Raw genomic sequence first — 18,348 nt, 5'->3', positions numbered from 1 at the left:
CCCCTGTGAAGCACCACAGCGTGACCACCACGCTCGGCGAGATCGCCGTCGCCGAGACCGGCGAGGGCCCCGTGCTGGTGATGCTGCACGGCGGCGGCCCGGGTGCCTCCGGCGTCAGCAACTATCACCAGAACCTCCCGGCGCTGGCCCGCCACTTCCGCGTCGTGCTACCCGACCAGCCCGGTTTCGGCGGCAGCTACCGCCCCACCGAGGAAGACCTGGACAAGCGGTCCATCACCGAGATCACCGTGGACGCGCTGTTCCAGGCGCTCGACGCCCTCGGCATCGGCACCTTCCACCTGCTGGGCAACAGCCTGGGCGGCGCCGCCGCGATCGCGATGGCGCAGGAGCGCCCCGACCGGGTCACCCGGCTGGTGCTCATGGCACCCGGCGGCGGGTGGCTGCCGTCCGGGCCCACGCCCACCGAGGGGCAGAAGGAGATGTTCCGCTACTACAACGGCGGCGGGCCGAGCGAGAAGAAGATGGCCGCGTTCATCCGCGCCATGGTCTTCGACCACCGCCAGTTCGGCGAGGACGTCGTCAAGAGCCGCTACGAGGCCTCACTCGACGAGAGCCACATCGCCTTTTACCACCGCTACAACGCCGCCTTCGCCAAGCGCGGCGGCATGGACCCGCTGTGGAAGGACCTGCACAAGATCAAGGCACCGACGCTGCTGCTGTGGGGCCGCGACGACCGCACGATCACCCTCGACGGCGCCCAGCTCATGCTCAAGCAGATCCGCGACGTGCAGTTGCACGTGTTCGGGCGGTGCGGCCACTGGGTGCAGCTGGAGCGGCAGCAAGAGTTCGAGGACCTCGTCACCGGGTTCCTGACATGAGCGGCTGGCTCGACGGGTACGCCACCCTGATCACCGGCGGCGGCTCCGGCATCGGCCGCGCCGTCGCCGAGCGTTTCCTCGCCGAGGGCGCGTCCGTGACCATCCTCGGCCGCGACCCGCACCAGCTCGACGAGGTCATCAGCGCCGCGCCCGACCCGGCGAGGATGCACGCCGTCACCGCCGACGTGCGCGACTCCGAGGCCCTGCACACCGCCGTCGCCGAGACGGTCGAGCGTTTCGGCAGGCTCGACACCCTCGTCGCGAACGCCGGCGTGTGGGACTACCAGCGCCAGCTCACCCGCCTGTCCGGCAAGGAGATCGGCGCCGCCTTCGACGAGCTCTTCTCCATCAACGTCAAGGGCTACCTGCTGGCCGCCGAGGCCGCCTGGCCGGAGCTGGTCAAGACCCGCGGCAGCATCGTCATGACGCTGTCCAACGCGTCGTTCCACGTCAACGGCGGCGGCCCCCTCTACACCGCCAGCAAGCACGCCTGCCTCGGCCTCATGCGTGAGCTCGCCTACGAGCTCGCCCCCAAGGTCCGGGTGAACGGCGTCGCCTGCGGCGGCATGAACACCGACCTGCGCGGCCCCGAGACGCTGGCGCTCGGGGACCGTTCGATCGCGGCGTCGTTCGCCAAGAGAGGGGACAGCCCGCCCATCCCGCTGCACGACTCCAGCACCGACCCGCGCGACTTCACCGCCCCGTACGTCCTGCTCGCGGCCCGGGAGCAGAGCGGTCCCATCACCGGACACGCGATCTCGGCCGACGGCGGCATCGGCGTCCGGGGTTTCGCCCGCGCCGCCGGCGGCGACCACCTCTGAGGAGCCGATCGTGACCCACCCCCCAATCCCTGGCGCAGTCGACGTCAACCCCGCCTCGGCGGTCGCGCGGAACGCCCGCTACCGCGCGGACGTCGTCGCCGTCCGTTACCCGGGCGGCGACCTCACCTACGCCCAGCTCGACGACAAGGCGGCGCGGCTGGCGACCGTCCTGTCCGACGGCGGTGTCGCGGCCGGCGACCGCGTCGCCTACCTCGGACTCAACAGCGCCTCATTCCTCGTCACCATGCTGGCCGTCTTCCGGATCGGCGCCATCTTCGTCCCGGTCAACTTCCGGCTCGCCGAACCGGAACTGGAGCGGGTGCTGGAGAAGAGCGGCGCCCGGACCATCGTCTGCGAGGAGGGGCACCGCCCGCACGTGGACCACGTCCGCGGCGGCACCGCGCTGACCCGGTTCCTCCTGGTGGACGACGACCCGGCGGTGCCCGCCACCTGCGGCGTCCCCGGGTGGGAGCCCTGGTCAGGTCCGATGGCCGCGGCGGCACCGACGCCGGCGGTGGTCCCGAAGACCTTCGACGAGCGGGCGATCCTGATGTTCACCTCCGGCACCACCGGGTTGCCCAAGGGAGTCATCCTCACCTACGGCAACGCCTGGTGGAACGCCGTCAACGTGGACTCCGTGCTCGACACCCGGCGCGGCGACGTCACGTACGCGGGCGCGCCGCTGTTCCACATCGGGGCGCTCAACAGCTTCGCGCTGCGCGCCCTCGCACGCGGCGGCACCGTGCTCGTCCGCCGCGCCTTCGACCCGGTCGGGTTCCTCGACGACCTGGTCACGTACCGGATCAACTCGATGTTCGGCGTGGCCGCGATGTTCGCCGCGCTCAGCCGGGTCCCGGGCGTCTTCGACATGGACTTCACCCCACTGCGCTCCATCGTGGTCGCCGGCGCGCCGGTGCCGCCCGCGCTCATCGAGCTGTACGCCGCGCACGGCGTGCTGCTGCAGCAGGCGTGGGGGCTGACCGAGACCGCGCCGTTCGCCACCCACCTGCCCGCCGAACACACCCTGACGAAGGCCGGCTCCGCCGGCATCCCGATGCCGTACACCGAGGTACGCGTGGTCGACGCGCACACCAACCAGCCGCTGAAGCCGGGCGAGGCGGGCGAACTCGTGGTCCGCGGCCCCAACGTCACCCCCGGCTACTGGGAGAACCCCGAGGCCACCGCCGCCGCGTTCGACGAGGAGGGCTGGTTCCACTCCGGCGACATCGGCTACGTCGACGAGGACGGCTGCGTGTACATCGTCGACCGGCTCAAGGACATGATCATCAGCGGTGGTGAGAACGTCTACCCGGCCGAGGTGGAGCGGGTGCTGGCCACGATGCCGGGGGTCGTGGACGTGGCCGTCGTCGGCGCGCCCGACGAGCAGTGGGGCGAGACCGTCGTCGCGGTGGTGTCCCCGGCCGAGGGCGTGACCCTCACGCTGGACGACGTCCGGGAGTACGCCTCCGCGCACCTGGCCAGATACAAGCTGCCCAGGCTGCTCAAGGTCGTGCGGAACGTGCCGCGCAACGCCTCCGGCAAACTGGAGAAGATCGCCATCCGGCGCATGGTCGAGGAGGACGGCTGACATGATCACGGTGCCGCCCCTGCCCGACCTCGCCCCGGCCTTCCAGGGTGCTCGCGTCCGGCTGGAGCGCTGTGCCGCCGGGCGGCTCCGCGAGGCCTACCCCGTGGCCGCCCACGACGTCGAACTCCAGGTGGACGAGGCCGGGACCGAGCTGCTCCGGGCGCTGGTGGACGTCGTGAGCGTGGCCGACCCGCGCTGCCGCCGCGTGGTGTACGCCGTCCAGGAAGGCGATCTGGCCCGGATCGCCGCCGCGGAGGACGCAGGCTTCCGGTACGTCGTCGACGTGGACCTGCCCGACGCTCAGCTCAGCCTCCTGGTGGCCGAGCCCGCGTGGGTGACCAGGACCGACATGGACCTCGGCCACGTGCCGGACAGCTGACCCCGGGCGTGGGCGGGCCTGCCGGCGGATCCTAGAGTGAGGTCGATGACATACGCATGCATGGATGACGGCGCCCTCTGATGGGGGGCGCGGCGACGGAGGCCGTGAAATCTCCGGTACGCAGCTGGGGCCCGGTGCTCAATCGCACGTTGATCGTCGTGTGTCAGAGCATGCAGGCCCTCTGCTTCGGCGGCGTCGCGTTGTTCCTCCCGCTCATCAGGCAGGACGTGGGGATCAGCCCGTCACAGGCGGGGCTGCTGGCCGCGGCGGGCACGTTCACGTACGCGCTCATGCAGATCCCGTCCGGATACCTGTCCGACCGGTTCGACACCAAACGGCTGTTCGTGGTGGGGCTGGTCGGCACCAACCTACTGTCGATCACGTTCGCGTCATTGGACTCCTTCGGCTGGCTGGTGGCCAATCAGGCGGTCTCGGGCGTCTTCCGGGCGCTGGTGTTCGCGCCGGGGCTGCTGCTGATCAGCCGGCAGTTCCCGGCGGACCGCAGGGCGACGGCCATGGGGCTCTACGTCGCCGGCGGCTTCTCCTCCAACATCCTGCTCAACGCGCTCGGCCCGGTGCTGGTCGGCCCGCTGGGCTGGCGCTGGCTGATGATCCTGTTCGCCGCCAGCGGCCTGCTGGTGCTGCTGGCCTTCGCCAGGCTCGGCGACTCCGCCCCGCACAAGACTGATGCGAAGCCACCGACCTGGGCGGAGGCCCGCGAGATCCTGTCGCACCGGGCGGTGTGGCTGGCCGGCTTCATCCAGTTCGTCCGGCTCGCGGTGGTCACCGGGATCGGGTTCTGGCTGCCGAGCCTCATCGTGGAGGACAAGGGTTTCTCGCTCGGCGTGGCCGGCGCGGTCGTGGCCATCGGCGCGGCGGTCACGGCTCCGGCGAACTTCCTCGGCGGCTGGCTGTCCGACCGGCTCGGGCGGCCGCTGGCCGTGGTCGGCGTGTCCCTGGCCATGCTGGCCGTCACGATCTTCCTCATTCCGTTCGTGGACGCCCTGCCGGCGCTGATCGCGGTGATCGCGATGAACTCGGTGTTCCTCCAGCTCTACTTCGGGCCGTTGTTCGCCGTGCCGTTGCAGCATGTCGGCACGGCGAACGCGGGTCTGGTCACCGGGTTCAGCAACTTCTGCGCCAACCTCGGGGGAGTGGCCTTCGCCTACGGGCTGGGCGCCTTCAAGGACGCGACCGGCTCCTTCGACGCCGGCCTGTGGGCCCTGTCCGGCATGTGCGCCGCCGGGCTCGTCGTCACCGGGCTGATCGCCCGCCTGCCCCGCCGATGAGGGTCAGGCGCCGATGTTGGCCTGGGGTCCCGCGTACGTCCTGAGCAGGGACGGCACGTTGGCAGCGGGGTCGAGGGTGTAGGAGTAGAACGAGCTCGGGGTGAAGGCCGAGCCGCCGGTCTCCTGCTGCCCAGAGGAGTTGACCACGATGCTGCCGGACTGACGCAACTGGGCGGCGTCGTCCTTGTAGTACGGGTCCTTGACCGTGTCGTAGTAGCTGTTCTCGATCACCATCTTGGTGGCGCCGCGCGCGTAGTTGCCGTAGCCGGTCACGTTCTGCAGGTAGTTGTTGTAGAGGTGCGCGTAGGCGACGTTGTCGGTGCTGGGGTTGCGCGAGTTGGTGCCGCGGAACCAGTTGTGGTGGATCGTCATCCGCGCCGTCACGTTCTCCGTCCAGCCGATGCCGAAGGTCTTGTTGTTGTCGGCCAGGACGTTCCAGGACACGGTCAGGTAGCTGTTGTCCTTGCGGCTGTCGATCAGGCCGTCGTTCATGCGGGTGATGTGGTTGTGGTCGATCCAGATGTGGTGGGCGGTGTCCATCTGGATGCCGTCGTAGTCGTAGGTGTCGTCGCCGGGGTCGTCGTCGGCCATCCGGGTGTCGCGGATGGTCAGGTTCCTGATGATGACGTTGCTGACGCCGGCGCCGAGGAAGAAGCCGCCGTTGACGATGTGGCCGCTGGTGCCGACGCCGACGATGGTCTTGTTCGAGGCGACCCTGATCTCGGTGCCGTACGGCGTGACGGTGATCGGGCCGCCGACCCTGATGACGTAGGGGGCGCCGGCGGTGGCGTACCTGACCAGGTCGGCGTAGGTGGTGACGGTGACCGTGGCGCCGCCCGCGCCGCCCGTGGTGGTCGTCAGGCCGTTGCCGCCGGTGGCGGCGAAGCCGTCGGCGTTGTTGGACCAGGTGCGTCCGCCGGTCGAGCTGAACAACCATTGTTTGTTGGTGTTGGCGGTGCAGGTCTCCTGGATGATCGCGGCTCCTGAGGCGGTGGAGGCGCCCTGGTCGCTCATGCACAGGCCGTTGGCGACGCTGATGATCTGGTACGTGCCGGTGCCGGACGGGGTCAGGCGCCACTGCTGGTTGGGCTTGGTGCCGTCGCCGCATCCCCACTGCTGCAGGCGTACCCCTGAGGTGGTGGAACCGCTGGGGACGTCCACGCAGCGTCCGCTGTGGACGTTGACCAGGTTGTAGACGCCCGCTCCCGCCGAGCGGAGAGTGAACTGCTGCCAGGCGGCACCCGAGCACCCCCACTGCTGCAACAACGCGCCGTTGTCCAGCGAGCCGCTCACCACGTCCAGGCACATGCCGCTCTTGGTCACCTTGAGCTGGTAGACGCCGCCTGCCACGGGTGTGTCCGCCTGGGCGGGTGCGGACACGACCCCGAGCGAGGTCAGGGCGGCGAGGACGGTGAATGCCGCGCGAGCGCGGATGCTCATGATCTCCTCCGGAGATGGTCAGCCGATGGGGTTCCAGCCGTCGGACCCGGCGAGGTACTTCTGCGGGGTGTAGTTCGCGGCCTGGGTGTCGCTGAGCTGGGGCCGGTTGGCGTTCGTCCCGGCTCCCGCCCCGGTGTTCCTGTATTCGAAGAAGCGGGCGTTCCTCCAGGAGTTGGCGGACATGTCGGTCCACGGTTGAGCGGTGTTGATGAGGGATCCGAGCGTGGACTCCCGGTAGAGCACCTGGGCGTCGGGGCGCCACGGGCGGCCCAGGCTGGTGGTGCCGGCCGAGGCCGCCCCGCTGATCCTGGACTTGTAGAACAGGAAGCCGTAGGTCTTCGCGGCGTCCGTGCTCGCCGCGGTCAGCGGACCGCCGGTGCTGCGCTTTTCATAGATGTCGCAGGAGTCGAAGACGATGGTGCCGCCGCCGAAGATGAAGTCGACGGTGCCCTCCACGTACGAGTTCGACACGTAGGCACGGGCGGAGTTGTTGACCAGGAACGTGTCCTGGTCGCCGAGCAGGCGCACGTTGGACAGGCGGGCGCGGTCGGCGTTCAGGTTGAGCGCCACCGCCTGATGACCGGAGACGGCCGGGTCCTCGTTGAAGTCGTTGGAGATCGTCAGGTTCGTGGCGACGAAGTCGTGGCCGTCGACGAACGCGGTCGCGCTGCCGGATGTCCCGTATTCGCCCGCATGGTGGTTGTTAACGATAACAGTCTGGGCCGCCGAAGAGCCGAGGCCCTGCAGCGTGACGTACGGCTTGGTCGACGGAACCCGGACGATCTCCCGGTACGTCCCGGGTGCGATAGTGATCGTGACCCGGCTCGCGTTCCCCGACGGCACGGCGTCGACCGCGGCCTGGACCGTCCGGTACGTGCCGGAGCCGTCGGCCGCGACCGTGGGCTTGGACACGGGGGCGAACAACCATTGTTTGTTGGTGTTGGCGGTGCAGGTCTCCTGGATGATCGCGGCTCCTGAGGCGGTGGAGGCGCCCTGGTCGCTCATGCACAGCCCGGTGGCGGCGCTGACGACCTGGTAGGTACCGGTGCCTGAGGCGACGAAGCGCCACAACTGGTTGCTCTTGGTGCCGTCACCGCACCCCCACTGCTGCAGCCGCAGCCCGGAGGTGGCCGACCCGTACGGCACATCGACGCATCGGCCGCTGTTCACATTGCGGATCGTGTAGACCCCCGACCCCGCGGAGACGACCGTGAACTGCTGCCAGGTGGCACCCGAGCACCCCCACTGCTGCAACAACGCGCCGTTGTCCAGCGAGCCGCTCACCACGTCCAGGCACATGCCGCTCTTGGTCACCTTGAGCTGGTAGACCCCGCCCGGCACGGGCACATCCGCCTGCGCCGCAGGTGGGGCCAGTCCCCAGGCGATCACCGTCAGCAGGGCGACGCCTGCCGCGTGCTTGCGCACGAACATCTCATGTGCTCCTTCCTCGTAGCCACTGAGGAAGAAGCACACATAAGAGATCTGTCAACTGAACCACCGCGATCGGGCCGGAAAACCATGGTCGCGGATGAAACTTTCATGCGAACGCCCGTGGTGGGCGCCCGGCGGGCGCTGCCGGGCTTTTTCGCTGCTCAGCCGCGAAAATTTCGAAATTGCGGGAATTCTGCCTGCTAGCAGGGCTCGGAGGCGTTTTCATGCCGTTGACGTTGCGTTCGGGCTACCGCAACGTTTCCTCCGACCGCACCCCCCAGCCGGAGGCACCTGATGAAACGCCCCACCCTGCTCGTCGTGCTCGCGGTGGCGCTGACGGCGGCCGTCCCGTCCCCCGCGACGGCGGACACGCCATGGTCAGGACGCGCCGACGGGTTCGCCGGGCTGAGCGCCCTCGGCGTGGACGGCACCACAGGTGGCGCCGCCGGGCCCACCGTGACCGTGGACAACCAGGCCGACCTGGAACGGTACGCCACGGCGGCGGAGCCGTACGTGATCAAGGTGAGGGGTCCGATCAAGATGGAGCCCTACGGCAAGGAGATCGCGGTCGCCTCCGACAAGAGCATCGTCGGCGAGGGCGCGGGCGCCGAGATCGTCCAGGGCGGATTCTTCCTCAACCAGGTGCACAACGTCATCATCCGCAACCTGACCATCCGCGACTCCTACGTCGCCGGCGACTGGGACGGCAAGAGCAAGGACTACGACGGCGTCCAGATGGACGGCGCCCACCACGTGTGGATCGACCACAACCACTTCACCAGGACCGGCGACGGCCTGCTCGACATCCGCAAGGACAGCGACTACGTCACCGTCTCCTGGAACGTGTTCAGCGACCACAACAAGGCCGTCGGCGTCGGCTGGACCCCGAACGTGGTGACCAAGGTGACCATGCACCACAACTGGATCCGCGGCACCCATCAGCGCAACGCCAGCATCGACAACACCCTGGCCGCGCACTGGTACAACAACTACGTCCAGGACACCGCGATGTACGGCACCATGATCCGCGGCAGCGGCAAGCTGGTCGTCGAGAACAGCTACTACCGGTCGGTGCCCGACCCGATCGTGGCCAAGGACCCCGCCTCCCAGGTGGTCCAGCGCGGCAACGTGTTCGACGGTAGCGAGGGCCGCACCGACAACGTGGGCGCGGCCTTCGATCCATCCGCCTACTACGCCTACACGCTCGACCCCGCCGACCGGGTGCCCGCCATCGTCGGCCGCGGCGCCGGGCCGCTCGGCGGGGAGCAGCCCGCGCCGCAGCGGATCACCGTCGCACTCGACGGCACCGGCGACTTCGGCAGCGTGCAGGCGGCCGTCGGCGCGGCCCCGCGCGGCGCGGTGATCACGGTCAAGCCGGGCGTCTACCGCGAGATGGTCCGGGTGTGGGCGGGCCGCAGGGACCTCACGATCAAGGGTGCGACCGGCGACCCCGACGACGTGGTCATCACCTACGAGCTGCCCGCGAACGGGCAGAAGTTCTACGGCGGCACGTGGGGACCGGCCGGCAGCGCCACCTTCGGCGTGCTCGGCAACGACATCACCGTCGAGGGCGTCACGCTGCGCAACGCCTACGACGAGTCCCTCGCCGCCGGCCCGGCGCCCGCCGTGCAGACGGCCGGTGACCGGATCACCTTCAAGGGCACCCGCTTCCTCGGCAACGAGGGCACCTACCAGGCGGACGGCCGGGCCTACCTGCGGGACTGTTACGTGGAGGGCGACGTGGACATCGTCCGCGGCCCGGGCACGGCCGTCCTGGACCACTGCGCGATCAAGTCGCTCGGCGCCGGCACCGTGGCCGCGGGCGGCTCCGTCCTCATCGCCGGCAGCCGGTTGGAGGGCGACGCGGCCAAGGCCGTCTCCCTGGGACGGGCCGGTGACGGCGCTCAAGTCGTCGTCCGCGACTCCTGGCTGGGCGCGCACGTCAAGGACGATCCCTGGGAGGGCGAGGGGCGCTTCGCCGAATACCGCAACACCGGCCCCGGCGCGGCCGTCACGGCGGACCGGCCGCAGCTCACCGACGAAGAGGCCCGCGCGTACACGGTCCGGTCCTTCCTGCGGAACTGGACACTTCCGTCCGGGACCTGACCGGACCGTGTTGTCGTCCTTCTAGTCGTTTTCCGGCGTGCGGTCACGCTGGGCGGCGTACAGGTCGGTGACGCCGGGACGTGAGCCCTGCTCGACGAGGAGGTTCTCCAGGTCGCCGGCGAAGTCCGGAGGCAGCTCGCTTGCGGTGCCGTTGGTGCCCTGGACACCCACCGTCACGCTGCGGGGCGCGACGTCGGCGATCGTCACGGCGTACGCGCTGCCGCTCGTGACCCGGACGTTCCAATGCGCGATCCGCGCCCCGAACAGCGGCCCGGACGCCGCCGAGCCGCCGACGCGGCCGTTGTTCACCAGGGTGATGTCGGTCCGGGCGTTCTCGAACGGGAGCGCCCGGTGGGTGTCGAAGGTGCCCTCGGCCATCCGGCCCCGCCGCCACACGTTGCCCGACGACAGACCCTCCACGTTGAGTCCGTGGTGGACGGCGCCGGACGGCACCGGGACGGTGAACGCCTCGATCTCGAAGTCGTCGACGAGGTTGTCGTGCGACTGCATCCGGCAGGCGAAGCTGTGGTGGGCGGCCCGGCCGCCCACGGCGACTCGGGAGAGCGTGGTCGACTTGGCGTAGGTGAAGCCGAAGCCGAGGTCGCAGTTCTCCACGCGGACATCGCTCGCCCAGCAGTCGTGCACGGCCTGGAAGCACACCCCGTTCGAGCCGAGGTGTTTGTTGTGCGCGGTCATCGCGACCCGTTCGTTGCGGATGGTGAGCTGCTCGACGCCGCTGTCGTGCACGGTCGGGCCGAGCGCGCGCAGCCGGGCCGGCCAGCCGGGGCGCAGGTCGTACTTGAGCGGCTGGGCCAGGAGGACGAGGCGGTCGCCGAGGATCGCCTCTATGCGGACGGGCCACTGGAGGGAGGCGTACTGGATGTATTGCCCGCCGGAGTCGGTGACGAGCTGCGGCGCCCTGCGCGGCCAGTCGTACGATCGGGCGCCGGGCACCTCCCCGGCCAGATGCGTCAGCAGGCTCGCGTCCGGCGGGTTGGCACACTCGAGCATCACCATGTCGCCCGCGCGCATCCCTCCGGTGCCGGAGACCAGGAGCGTGCGCTGGCCGCGAGAGGCGGCGCCGACCTCCGCGAGGGTGTCGCCGAGCAGCCAGCCCTCGGTGCCGGCGAAGTCCTCGGCCTCCGAACGGGCCCGCCGCTCGGCCGCCATGAACCACACCTGCCCGCCGGTCCACGACCAGCGGCTGTTGCCATTGGACTGCCGGGCCGGCCGGTAGCCGTCGTCCAGCGTCCGCGTGAAGTGCAGCACGGTGGCCGCACGCCCGGCGCCGCGCAGGACGACGTTGGACCAGTGCACGAAAACCGGCGATGACAGCAGGTAGGTGCCGCGGGGCACCAGCACCACGCCACCGCCCCGTTCCCCGGCCGCGCGCAGCGCCGCGTTGAAGGCCGGGGCGCAGTCCGTCGTCCCGTCCGCGCGAGCGCCGTGGTCGGTCACCCTGGTCACGACGTCCGGCCGCGGCGGACGGGCTCCGAGGCGGTAACCGGCGCGGGAGATGTCGGGAATCAGCGGGTGGGATCCGGGCGCCTGCGCCCACTGGTCCAGCAGGGCGGCCGACGCCGCATCCGCGGGCCGGCCCGACGCTCGGGCGGGTCGGGCGGCCGCCACGGTTCCGCTCGCGAGCGCGGGCGCGGCGATGGCCGCCGCCGCGCCGCCGACGAGTGTCCGGCGGCTCAGCTTGGCAAGGTCCTGACGCATGGTGCTCCTCGGGGGTCGAGCACTCCACTCAAAGGTGGGATCTTTTGATGGTGATCCCACAGAATGTCAGGACTGTCAACCGCCTAAGGCCCGGAACGACCCTTGCATGAAACGTGGCGAGGTCCGCGATACATCGGATGTGTCTTCGTTCCTGGCGGCCAGGGGCCGAGGAGATCGGCCCCTGGCTCGCTGGTCACGAGTAGTACTCGTAGTGGACGTTGGTCTTGGTCTTGGTGTTGAAGTCGATCCCGCCGTCGAGGTAGCGGGTCCACAGCCGGGCGAGTTTCGCCGATCGTACGGTGCACCCGGCCCAGCGGACCGCCTTGGGACGGATGCTGCCGACGTAGTCGTAGCAGGCTCCGACCTTGGTGCCGTTGACCCAGAGCCGGGCGTTCAGGCTGACGTCATAGAGCCTCGTGCGGGAGACGTTCTTGATCCGCACCTTGATGCGGCAGGTGTCCTCGCACTTACCGAAGTAGATCTTGTAGTCGAGCAGATGCGGACGAGCCGTCGTCCCCGTCTCGGACGCCGACGCCGGCGTCGCGAGGACCCCGGTCGCGACGGTAGCCGCTAAGAGCACGCCGACAAGACGCTTGGTCATGTTTCCCCCATGGCCATGAACCGCCGCTTCCCCCGTTGAAAGCGGCACACCCTTCCTGATTAACCATCAGGAAAGTGCACAGGTCAACATTTATTGGCGTATATCCCGCGAGTCCTGGCCGTTGAGGATGCCGGGGAACCGCGCTCGAATGTGCCCGCTCCGTCGCCCGGGGTAAAGCGCGCTCCAACAGCCAAGGTCCCGGAACGGCGGGACAAGCGGCGGGGAAAGAGGCGGTTGCGACGCCCGATACGGGCCACTGGTTCGGAAGCGATCGGCCAAGAATCTTTGGATCGTCCGATGCGGGGTGGCTCGCGACTCGGAGGCCTCCACGACCTTACTTTCTGTCGTGGCTCTTATCCCTATGTGATCGAGAGGAACTTCCATGCTTCGTGGCATGCTCGCGGCCGGCCTCACGCTGGCCGCTACCAGTCTCGTCATGGCCGTCGGCCCAGCCGCTCAGGCCGACCGCAGGGCCCCGTACGCGCGAGCCCTGGCGACCGTCGACGCCGGCGGCACGCTCATCAGCGGCAAGAACGTCATCAGGTCATGGCGGGCCGGCCTCGGGCGGTACTGCGTCCAGGTCTCCCACCATGTGGACGTGAACGACGCGCTGATGCAGGTCTCCTCCCGCCAGGCGCTGCGGCTCGCCCACGTCGTCTACGGGAGCACGTCGCCGGTCTACGGGAGCACGTCGCCGGTCTACAGGAACGATTCGCCGGTCTACAGGAACACGTCGGCGGACCACAGGAACGATTCGGCCGACTACAGGAACGATTCGTCGGTCTACCGGAACCCGTCGCCAGGTCACCGGAACGGGTCGCCGGTCTACCGGAACCCGGGCCACCGCAACGGGTGGCACAAGCACGGATGGCCGGGCCACCGTCACCCGTCGCCGGTCTACGGCAGCCCGTGGGCGACCTGCGGCCAGCACAACACCGTCACCGTCAACGTCTACAACCCCAGCACCGGCCATCTCGCCGACGGCGGCTTCGACCTCGTCATCGCCTGACCAGAAAGGAACACTGAGATGAAAAGCATCAAGCGCGTCTGCACACTCACGCTCGCCGCGACCGCCATCCTGGCGCCGGCCCCCGCCCTCGCGGACATTCCGCACGGCCACGGCCACGGCTACGGCTACACCCAGGCCTCGGCCGTGGTGTCGGCGGACGGGTCGATCATCAGGAGCAGGAACATCGTCGACGTCTGGCGAGCGTACCGAGGCACCTACTGTGTCGTCGTGGAGCCCGGCGTCGACCTGGACGGTGCGGAGGAGCTCTACGCCCGGGCAGTGGGCCGACACTGGTCCCCCCGCTCGCTGTCCGTGCAGCGCGGGTCCCGTGCGTGCGGCGGTGACTGGCACAACACCATCGCCGTCCGCAGCCAAGCCTCCTACGGATACCCGGCCGACGCCGCGTTCTACCTAAGAGTCTCCTGAGATTCTCCGCTGCCGCCTCGGCTCCCGGCCGGTCGATTCGTACCAGCCGGGAGCCGGGGCGTGTTCGGGCTCAGCCGCCCGGCTGGATCAGGCCCGACTCGTACGCCGCTATGACCGCCTGCACCCGATCCCTGACCGCCAGCTTGGCGAACACGTTGCTGACGTGGGTCTTCACCGTGTGCTCGCTGACGACGAACGCCGCGGCGATCTCCGCATTGGACAGGCCGCGACCGAGCAACATCAGCGTCTCCCGCTCCCGGGTGGTGAGGAGGTCGAGCCCGACGGGTCGTCTCCTGGGCCGCTTGGACACCATGTCGTCGATCAGCCGCCGGGTCACGGCCGGTGCGAGCAGCGACTCCCCGGCGGCCACCACCCGGACGGCATGCACCAGGTCGTCCCTGCGCACGTCCTTCAGCAGAAAGCCGCTCGCCCCGGCGTGGAGGGCGTCGTAGACGTAGTCGTCCTGGTCGAAAGTGGTCAGCATCAGGACGCGGGTGTCCGTCTCCGCGCACACGACCCGGGCGGCGTCGATGCCGTCCATGTGCGGCATCCGGATGTCGAGGAGGAGCACCTGGGGCTGGTGGGCGCGTACCACGTTGATCGTCATCGGGCCACCTCCGCGTGCCCGCGCGGGAGCCGTACCGAGACCTGGAAACCCCGGCCCGAAGGCGCGGGCCCGAACATGGCGTCCCCGCCGCCCGCCGCCGCCCGCTCCCTGATGCCGATCAGCCCTTGGCCGCCCGCGTCGGCCGGCCCCGGGCCGTGGCCGTCATCGGTGACGGTGACCCGCAGCGCGTCGCGCTCCCACGCGAGGTGAACCTCCGCCGAGCCGGCGCCGGCGTGCTTGACGACGTTGGTGAGCGACTCCTGGATGATCCGGTACGCGGCGACCTCGACGTCGTGCGACAGCTCGAGCGGCGTCTCTGCCGCTGGCGGCGATCGCCTCGAAAGCCGCCTCCGCACGCTCCGGCCGGGTGCGTACGGCGAGCGGGCCGGACTCCGCCTGGACCACCATGAGACTGACCGCGTGGGCGAGGATGTCGTGCATGTCCCGGGCGATCCTCGCCCGCTCGTGCTGGGCCGCCCGCTCGGCTGCCAGTTCTTGCTCCTTTTCCAGCCGCATCGCCCGCTCCCGCAGCGCGAGCGACTGCTGCCGGGTCAAGGCCGCCACCCGGCCCAGGGGTGCCCTCTTTCGACGCGCCCGAGTGAAAGCGCTCTGACAAACCCCGGCGATGGGTGGGAGTAGGTAAAGGATTTCGCCCCGATCGCCTATCTCATAGGGCATTCTGTTGCCTGCTCCCCATCGGGGTTTGCATCTTTCTATGCCGTTCGCTTACGTTAGAGGACTCAGGGCGTACGCCTGGCAGTGCCGCGTAACGTCCTCCGTATTGCCGAGACCGCGTCTCATCGGCATGGACATTCGAGTCCGTGACCATGACGCGGCCGCCGAATTCGCAATCTGCGGAACCGGGGACCCACTTCATCTGGGGTGAATCGGCGCGCTCGACACGAGCGCCCCGTAGGGCACTTCCACGCCCGAACCCGTCAGCTAACCCGGTAGGCGGCATGGAAGCTAGGAGCATTTTTCACCCATGGCCAAGAACGTCTTCGCTCGTGCCCTGACGTCCGCAAGCCTCTCCCTGGTCGCCGCCGGGATGGCCGCGACGGTCGTCGCCGGATCCCCGGCCTTCGCCGCCGACCAGCAGTCCACGCAACCCGCGCGGTCCAACCTCCCCGCCTCCCAGGCCATCCCGCAGAAGGGCGCCGGCCAGGTGAGCGCCGACACCGTACTGAAGATCGCCGAGTCGCAGATCGGCGTGAGCGAGAACGCCGCCGGCGGCGGCACCCCGTTCCACAGCTGGTACATGTCCTCCCCGCGGGCAGCCGAGACCGTCGCCCGCGACGGCGGCAGCCTGCAGGCCTACGCCAACGCCCCGTGGTGCGCCATGTTCATCTCCTGGGTCGGCGAGCAGGCCGGCGCCCGCCCCACGATGGGCTGGGACGCCTACACCGTCAGCTACGCCAAGTGGTTCCAGGCCAACAAGCACTGGGGCACCGAGGCCAAGCCCGGCGCCGTCGTCTTCTACGACTGGAACGGCCAGGGCACCGACGGCATCGACCACGTCGGCATGGTCAAGAAGGACAACGGCGACGGCACCATCACCGCGATCGAGGGCAACACCGGAAACGGCAAGGTCGAGCAGCGCATCCGGCCCAAGGCCCACGTCGTGGGCTACGGCTACCCCGAGTACAAGGCCTGACCCCAAGGCAGGTCGCCAGAAAATAACGGGTGGTGCAGGACAGGGTCCTGCACCACCCGTCGCATGTGTGCCTGCCTATCAATGCGCGCAAGATCGGTGTTGTCATCGGCTCGTAAGATTCGCGCCCGCGGCCTGGGCCTATCCTCACGACGTGGGCAGAATTCGTGTGATGGCCGTCCTCGTGGCGGCGGGGTTGTTGATCGCCGGGTGCGGCGGGGCCGTTGAGACGGTCCGGGGTGATGCGCCCGTGTCGGCGACCGTGGCGACGGCCACCCCGGCTCCCGCGACCACGGCATCTGGCACGCCCGGTGCGTCCGGTGACGCGCGGGTTCCCGACGCCTTGAAGTTCACCGCCACCACACTGGGCGGGCAGACCTTCGACGGTGCGAGCCTGGCGGGCAAGCCGGTCGTGTTCTGGTTCTGGGCGCCGTGGTGTCCCAAGTGCCAGTCGGAGGCGCCGGCCGTCAAGGCGGCTGCCAAGAAGTACGCCGACGTCGCGTTCGTGGGGGTCGCCGGCCTGGACAGTGAGGCGGCGATGAAGGACTTCGTCCGGCGTACCGGGACCGGCGACCTCGCCCACCTGTCGGATGAGAAGGGCGTGGTGTGGACCCGGCTCGGGATCACCCAGCAGTCCACGTTCGTGTTCATGAAACCGGACGGAACAACCGCGAAAGCCTCCGGCCCGCTCGACTCCGATGAGCTCGATAGCCTTGTCGCCAAGCTGCTCGCCGCCTGACGCCGCGCCGCGGCCGAGCCGGAGCCGGACATGATCGGTGACGTGCCGTTGGCGCTGGCCCTGGCCGCGGGCCTGGTGGCGGCGTTCAATCCCTGCGGGTTCGCGCTGCTGCCCGCGTACCTGACCATGCTCGTGGCCGACGACGACACCCGCCCGGCGGGCGGCGTGTCGTCGCGCGGGCCGGTGGCGCGCGCTCTGCTGCTCGGGGCGGCCATGACCGCGGGATTCGTCACGGTTTTCGGGGTGTTCGGCCTGGTGGTGACCCCGCTGGCGGTGTCGGTGGGCCAATACCTGCCGTGGGTGACGATCCTCATCGGCCTGGCCCTGACCGGGCTCGGCGTATGGCTGCTGAGCGGGCGGGAGCTGCTGATCCGCACGCCCCGGCTGGCCACCGGCCGTCCCATCGCCTCGCTTCCCTCGCTGTACGGATACGGCCTGAGCTACGCCGTGGCCTCGCTGTCGTGCACCATCGGCCCGTTCCTCGCGGTGACCTCCGCCTCGCTGGCCGCCGGCGGGATACTGGGCGGCCTGATGGTCTTCGTCGCCTACGGGATCGGCATGGGCCTGGTGGTCTCCGCGCTGTCGCTGGCGGTGGCGCTGGCCCGCTCGGCCGTGGTCGCCCGTACCCGGGCCGTGCTGCCGTACGTGTCGCGCATCAGCGGCGGACTGCTGATCCCGGCCGGCCTGTACGTCGCCTACTACGGCTGGTACGAGCTGCGCGTCTTCGCGGGCGCCTCCCCCCGCGACGCGATCGTCGACGCCGCGACCGCCGTGCAGGGCGCCCTCGCGCGGTGGCTGGAATCCCTCGGCGTGGCCTGGGTCGCTGTCATCCTCGCGGTGCTCGGCGCAGTCGCTCTGGCCGCTCGCCTGGCACGGCGCAACGCGCACCGCTCCGAAGACTAAAAGCGTTCGCCGGCGCTCGTCAGCGCTGGTCGACCAGGACCTCGATGCTGTAGTCCTGGGCGCGATAGCAGTGGTCGCCGTGCTCCACGGCTTTGCCCCCGGAGTCGAAGGCGGTGCGTGTCATCGTCAGGACGGGCTCGGCGGGCTCGAGCCGGAGGTGGTGCCGCTCCGACGAGGTCGGAGGGCGGGCTCCGATCGACTGAGCGGCGACGACGGGGCGCACCCCGCGTTCGCGCAACAGCGCGTACAGGCCTGATTCCTGCAGATCCTCCCGGCTGATGTCGTAGTGCGCGGGAGGCAGCCAGTTGCGCATGATGGCCAGCGGCCGGTTGCCGGAGAACCGCAGCCGGACGAATGAGAGCAGCTCGGTCTCGGCCGGGAGGTCGAGCGCGGTGGCCACGCGTTCGTCACGCACCAGCTCGTGCCGCAGGACGCTCGTCGAGGGCTGCCCGCCGGCACGGGTGAGGTCGTCGAAAAGGCTGGTGAGGTCGGCACGCCGGTGCACCTTGGGGTTGGCCACCGTGGTGCCGATCCCGCGCCGGCGCAGCACGAGCCCGCGGTCGACGAGCTCTTGGATGGCCTGGCGCACTGTCGGGCGCGCCAGGCTGAGCCGCTCGGCCAGGGCGAGCTCGTTCTCCAGCTGGTCGCCCGGCTGGAGCCGGCCGCTGGCGATCGCCGTGCGGAGCTGCTCGGCGAGCTGGTGGTAGAGGGGCACGGGGGAAGAGCGATCGAGCGTCACACCCACTTGAACGGCCACGAGGCGAGTGTACCTCTGTTCATGTATATGACGTTACGCAATG

The 18,348-nt window shown here is 69.7% G+C and carries 18 protein-coding genes, 1 pseudogene and 1 riboswitch; of the genes and pseudogenes, 11 read left to right on the top strand and 8 right to left on the bottom strand.

What is annotated here, in order from left to right:
- Positions 1-5: 5 nt before the first annotated feature.
- The 5 genes from OHA25_RS49495 to OHA25_RS49475 all read left to right on the top strand — a co-directional run bounded on the left by OHA25_RS49495 (position 6) and on the right by OHA25_RS49475 (position 4,916).
- A complete protein-coding gene (locus OHA25_RS49495) occupies positions 6-839 on the top strand; it encodes an alpha/beta fold hydrolase (RefSeq protein WP_327583795.1) in 834 nt (277 codons plus the stop codon).
- Positions 836-1,660, top strand: a complete 825-nt coding sequence (locus tag OHA25_RS49490) for an SDR family NAD(P)-dependent oxidoreductase (RefSeq protein ID WP_327583794.1) — start codon at positions 836-838, stop codon at positions 1,658-1,660. The genes OHA25_RS49495 and OHA25_RS49490 overlap by 4 nt, the downstream gene beginning before the upstream one ends.
- Before the next feature lie 10 nt (positions 1,661-1,670).
- The gene (locus OHA25_RS49485) at positions 1,671-3,248 is read left to right on the top strand and encodes an AMP-binding protein (protein ID WP_327583793.1); all 1,578 of its coding nucleotides are present in this window, start codon (positions 1,671-1,673) and stop codon (positions 3,246-3,248) included.
- 1 nt (position 3,249) lies between these two features.
- Positions 3,250-3,627, top strand: a complete 378-nt coding sequence (locus OHA25_RS49480) for a hypothetical protein (protein ID WP_327583792.1) — start codon at positions 3,250-3,252, stop codon at positions 3,625-3,627.
- A gap of 104 nt (positions 3,628-3,731) precedes the next feature.
- Positions 3,732-4,916 (top strand): MFS transporter, encoded by a 1,185-nt coding sequence (locus OHA25_RS49475; protein ID WP_327583791.1) that lies wholly within the window; start codon positions 3,732-3,734, stop codon positions 4,914-4,916.
- A gap of 3 nt (positions 4,917-4,919) precedes the next feature.
- Here the strand turns inward: OHA25_RS49475 and OHA25_RS49470 are convergent, their stop codons facing one another.
- The gene (locus OHA25_RS49470; protein WP_327583790.1) at positions 4,920-6,356 is read right to left on the bottom strand and encodes an RICIN domain-containing protein; all 1,437 of its coding nucleotides are present in this window, start codon (positions 6,354-6,356) and stop codon (positions 4,920-4,922) included.
- 18 nt (positions 6,357-6,374) lie between these two features.
- Positions 6,375-7,787: a pectinesterase family protein gene (locus tag OHA25_RS49465; protein WP_327583789.1), complete on the bottom strand. Its 1,413-nt coding sequence runs from the start codon at positions 7,785-7,787 to the stop codon at positions 6,375-6,377.
- 294 nt (positions 7,788-8,081) lie between these two features.
- Here OHA25_RS49465 and OHA25_RS49460 point away from each other — a divergent pair, with 294 nt between their 5' ends.
- Positions 8,082-9,893 (top strand): pectinesterase family protein, encoded by a 1,812-nt coding sequence (locus tag OHA25_RS49460; protein WP_327583788.1) that lies wholly within the window; start codon positions 8,082-8,084, stop codon positions 9,891-9,893.
- A gap of 21 nt (positions 9,894-9,914) precedes the next feature.
- On the opposite strand, the gene OHA25_RS49455 is transcribed toward OHA25_RS49460, so the two are convergent.
- Positions 9,915-11,612, bottom strand: a complete 1,698-nt coding sequence (locus tag OHA25_RS49455) for a glycosyl hydrolase family 28-related protein (RefSeq protein WP_327583787.1) — start codon at positions 11,610-11,612, stop codon at positions 9,915-9,917.
- A gap of 193 nt (positions 11,613-11,805) precedes the next feature.
- Positions 11,806-12,213 (bottom strand): hypothetical protein, encoded by a 408-nt coding sequence (locus tag OHA25_RS49450; protein ID WP_327583786.1) that lies wholly within the window; start codon positions 12,211-12,213, stop codon positions 11,806-11,808.
- Positions 12,214-12,607: 394 nt separating this feature from the next.
- Here OHA25_RS49450 and OHA25_RS49445 point away from each other — a divergent pair, with 394 nt between their 5' ends.
- Positions 12,608-13,222, top strand: a complete 615-nt coding sequence (locus OHA25_RS49445; protein WP_327583785.1) for a hypothetical protein — start codon at positions 12,608-12,610, stop codon at positions 13,220-13,222.
- Between the two features lie 18 nt (positions 13,223-13,240).
- Entirely contained in the window at positions 13,241-13,648 is a 408-nt protein-coding gene (locus OHA25_RS49440; RefSeq protein WP_327583784.1) for a hypothetical protein, read from the top strand.
- Between the two features lie 70 nt (positions 13,649-13,718).
- On the opposite strand, the gene OHA25_RS49435 is transcribed toward OHA25_RS49440, so the two are convergent.
- The 3 genes and pseudogenes from OHA25_RS49435 to OHA25_RS49425 all read right to left on the bottom strand — a co-directional run.
- On the bottom strand, positions 13,719-14,255 hold the full coding sequence (locus OHA25_RS49435) for a response regulator transcription factor (protein WP_327583783.1): 537 nt from the start codon (positions 14,253-14,255) through the stop codon (positions 13,719-13,721).
- Complete coding sequence (locus OHA25_RS49430) at positions 14,252-14,611, bottom strand: sensor histidine kinase (RefSeq protein ID WP_327583782.1); 360 nt, start codon at positions 14,609-14,611, stop codon at positions 14,252-14,254. Before OHA25_RS49430 ends, OHA25_RS49435 begins: the two co-directional genes overlap by 4 nt.
- Positions 14,612-14,618: 7 nt before the next feature.
- A pseudogene (locus OHA25_RS49425) lies at positions 14,619-14,663 on the bottom strand (hypothetical protein); the annotation flags it as partial.
- A gap of 419 nt (positions 14,664-15,082) precedes the next feature.
- Positions 15,083-15,227, top strand: a riboswitch (cyclic di-AMP (ydaO/yuaA leader).
- A gap of 13 nt (positions 15,228-15,240) precedes the next feature.
- Between OHA25_RS49425 and OHA25_RS49420 the strand changes: the two are divergent.
- The 3 genes from OHA25_RS49420 (at position 15,241) to OHA25_RS49410 (ending at position 17,548) form a co-directional block, all read left to right on the top strand.
- Positions 15,241-15,909 carry a CHAP domain-containing protein gene (locus OHA25_RS49420; protein ID WP_327583781.1) on the top strand — a complete coding sequence of 223 codons (669 nt, stop codon included), beginning with the start codon at positions 15,241-15,243 and terminating at the stop codon, positions 15,907-15,909.
- Between the two features lie 151 nt (positions 15,910-16,060).
- Entirely contained in the window at positions 16,061-16,645 is a 585-nt protein-coding gene (locus OHA25_RS49415; RefSeq protein WP_327583780.1) for a redoxin domain-containing protein, read from the top strand.
- A 30-nt stretch (positions 16,646-16,675) separates the two neighbouring features.
- The gene (locus tag OHA25_RS49410) at positions 16,676-17,548 is read left to right on the top strand and encodes a cytochrome c biogenesis CcdA family protein (RefSeq protein WP_327583779.1); all 873 of its coding nucleotides are present in this window, start codon (positions 16,676-16,678) and stop codon (positions 17,546-17,548) included.
- Positions 17,549-17,567: 19 nt separating this feature from the next.
- On the opposite strand, the gene OHA25_RS49405 is transcribed toward OHA25_RS49410, so the two are convergent.
- Positions 17,568-18,305 carry a GntR family transcriptional regulator gene (locus tag OHA25_RS49405; protein WP_327583778.1) on the bottom strand — a complete coding sequence of 246 codons (738 nt, stop codon included), beginning with the start codon at positions 18,303-18,305 and terminating at the stop codon, positions 17,568-17,570.
- Between the last annotated feature and the right edge of the window lie 43 nt (positions 18,306-18,348).

This window comes from Nonomuraea sp. NBC_00507 (assembly GCF_036013525.1).
Lineage (GTDB): Bacteria > Actinomycetota > Actinomycetes > Streptosporangiales > Streptosporangiaceae > Nonomuraea.
Note: the sequence above shows the minus strand (reverse complement) of the source record. Positions and strands in the feature narration are given on the sequence as shown.

Bases quoted from the DNA above. Each gene is read 5' to 3' on its own strand.
- OHA25_RS49445 (WP_327583785.1), top strand. From the start codon at position 12,608: ATGCTCGCGGCCGGCCTCACGCTGGCCGCTACCAGTCTCGTCATGGCC.
- OHA25_RS49460 (WP_327583788.1), top strand. From the start codon at position 8,082: ATGAAACGCCCCACCCTGCTCGTCGTGCTCGCGGTGGCGCTGACGGCG.
- OHA25_RS49440 (WP_327583784.1), top strand. From the start codon at position 13,241: ATGAAAAGCATCAAGCGCGTCTGCACACTCACGCTCGCCGCGACCGCC.
- OHA25_RS49420 (WP_327583781.1), top strand. From the start codon at position 15,241: ATGGCCAAGAACGTCTTCGCTCGTGCCCTGACGTCCGCAAGCCTCTCC.
- OHA25_RS49480 (WP_327583792.1), top strand. From the start codon at position 3,250: ATGATCACGGTGCCGCCCCTGCCCGACCTCGCCCCGGCCTTCCAGGGT.
- OHA25_RS49465 (WP_327583789.1), bottom strand. From the start codon at position 7,787: ATGTTCGTGCGCAAGCACGCGGCAGGCGTCGCCCTGCTGACGGTGATC.
- OHA25_RS49455 (WP_327583787.1), bottom strand. From the start codon at position 11,612: ATGCGTCAGGACCTTGCCAAGCTGAGCCGCCGGACACTCGTCGGCGGC.
- OHA25_RS49490 (WP_327583794.1), top strand. From the start codon at position 836: ATGAGCGGCTGGCTCGACGGGTACGCCACCCTGATCACCGGCGGCGGC.
- OHA25_RS49450 (WP_327583786.1), bottom strand. From the start codon at position 12,213: ATGACCAAGCGTCTTGTCGGCGTGCTCTTAGCGGCTACCGTCGCGACC.
- OHA25_RS49470 (WP_327583790.1), bottom strand. From the start codon at position 6,356: ATGAGCATCCGCGCTCGCGCGGCATTCACCGTCCTCGCCGCCCTGACC.
- OHA25_RS49435 (WP_327583783.1), bottom strand. From the start codon at position 14,255: ATGACGATCAACGTGGTACGCGCCCACCAGCCCCAGGTGCTCCTCCTC.
- OHA25_RS49410 (WP_327583779.1), top strand. From the start codon at position 16,676: ATGATCGGTGACGTGCCGTTGGCGCTGGCCCTGGCCGCGGGCCTGGTG.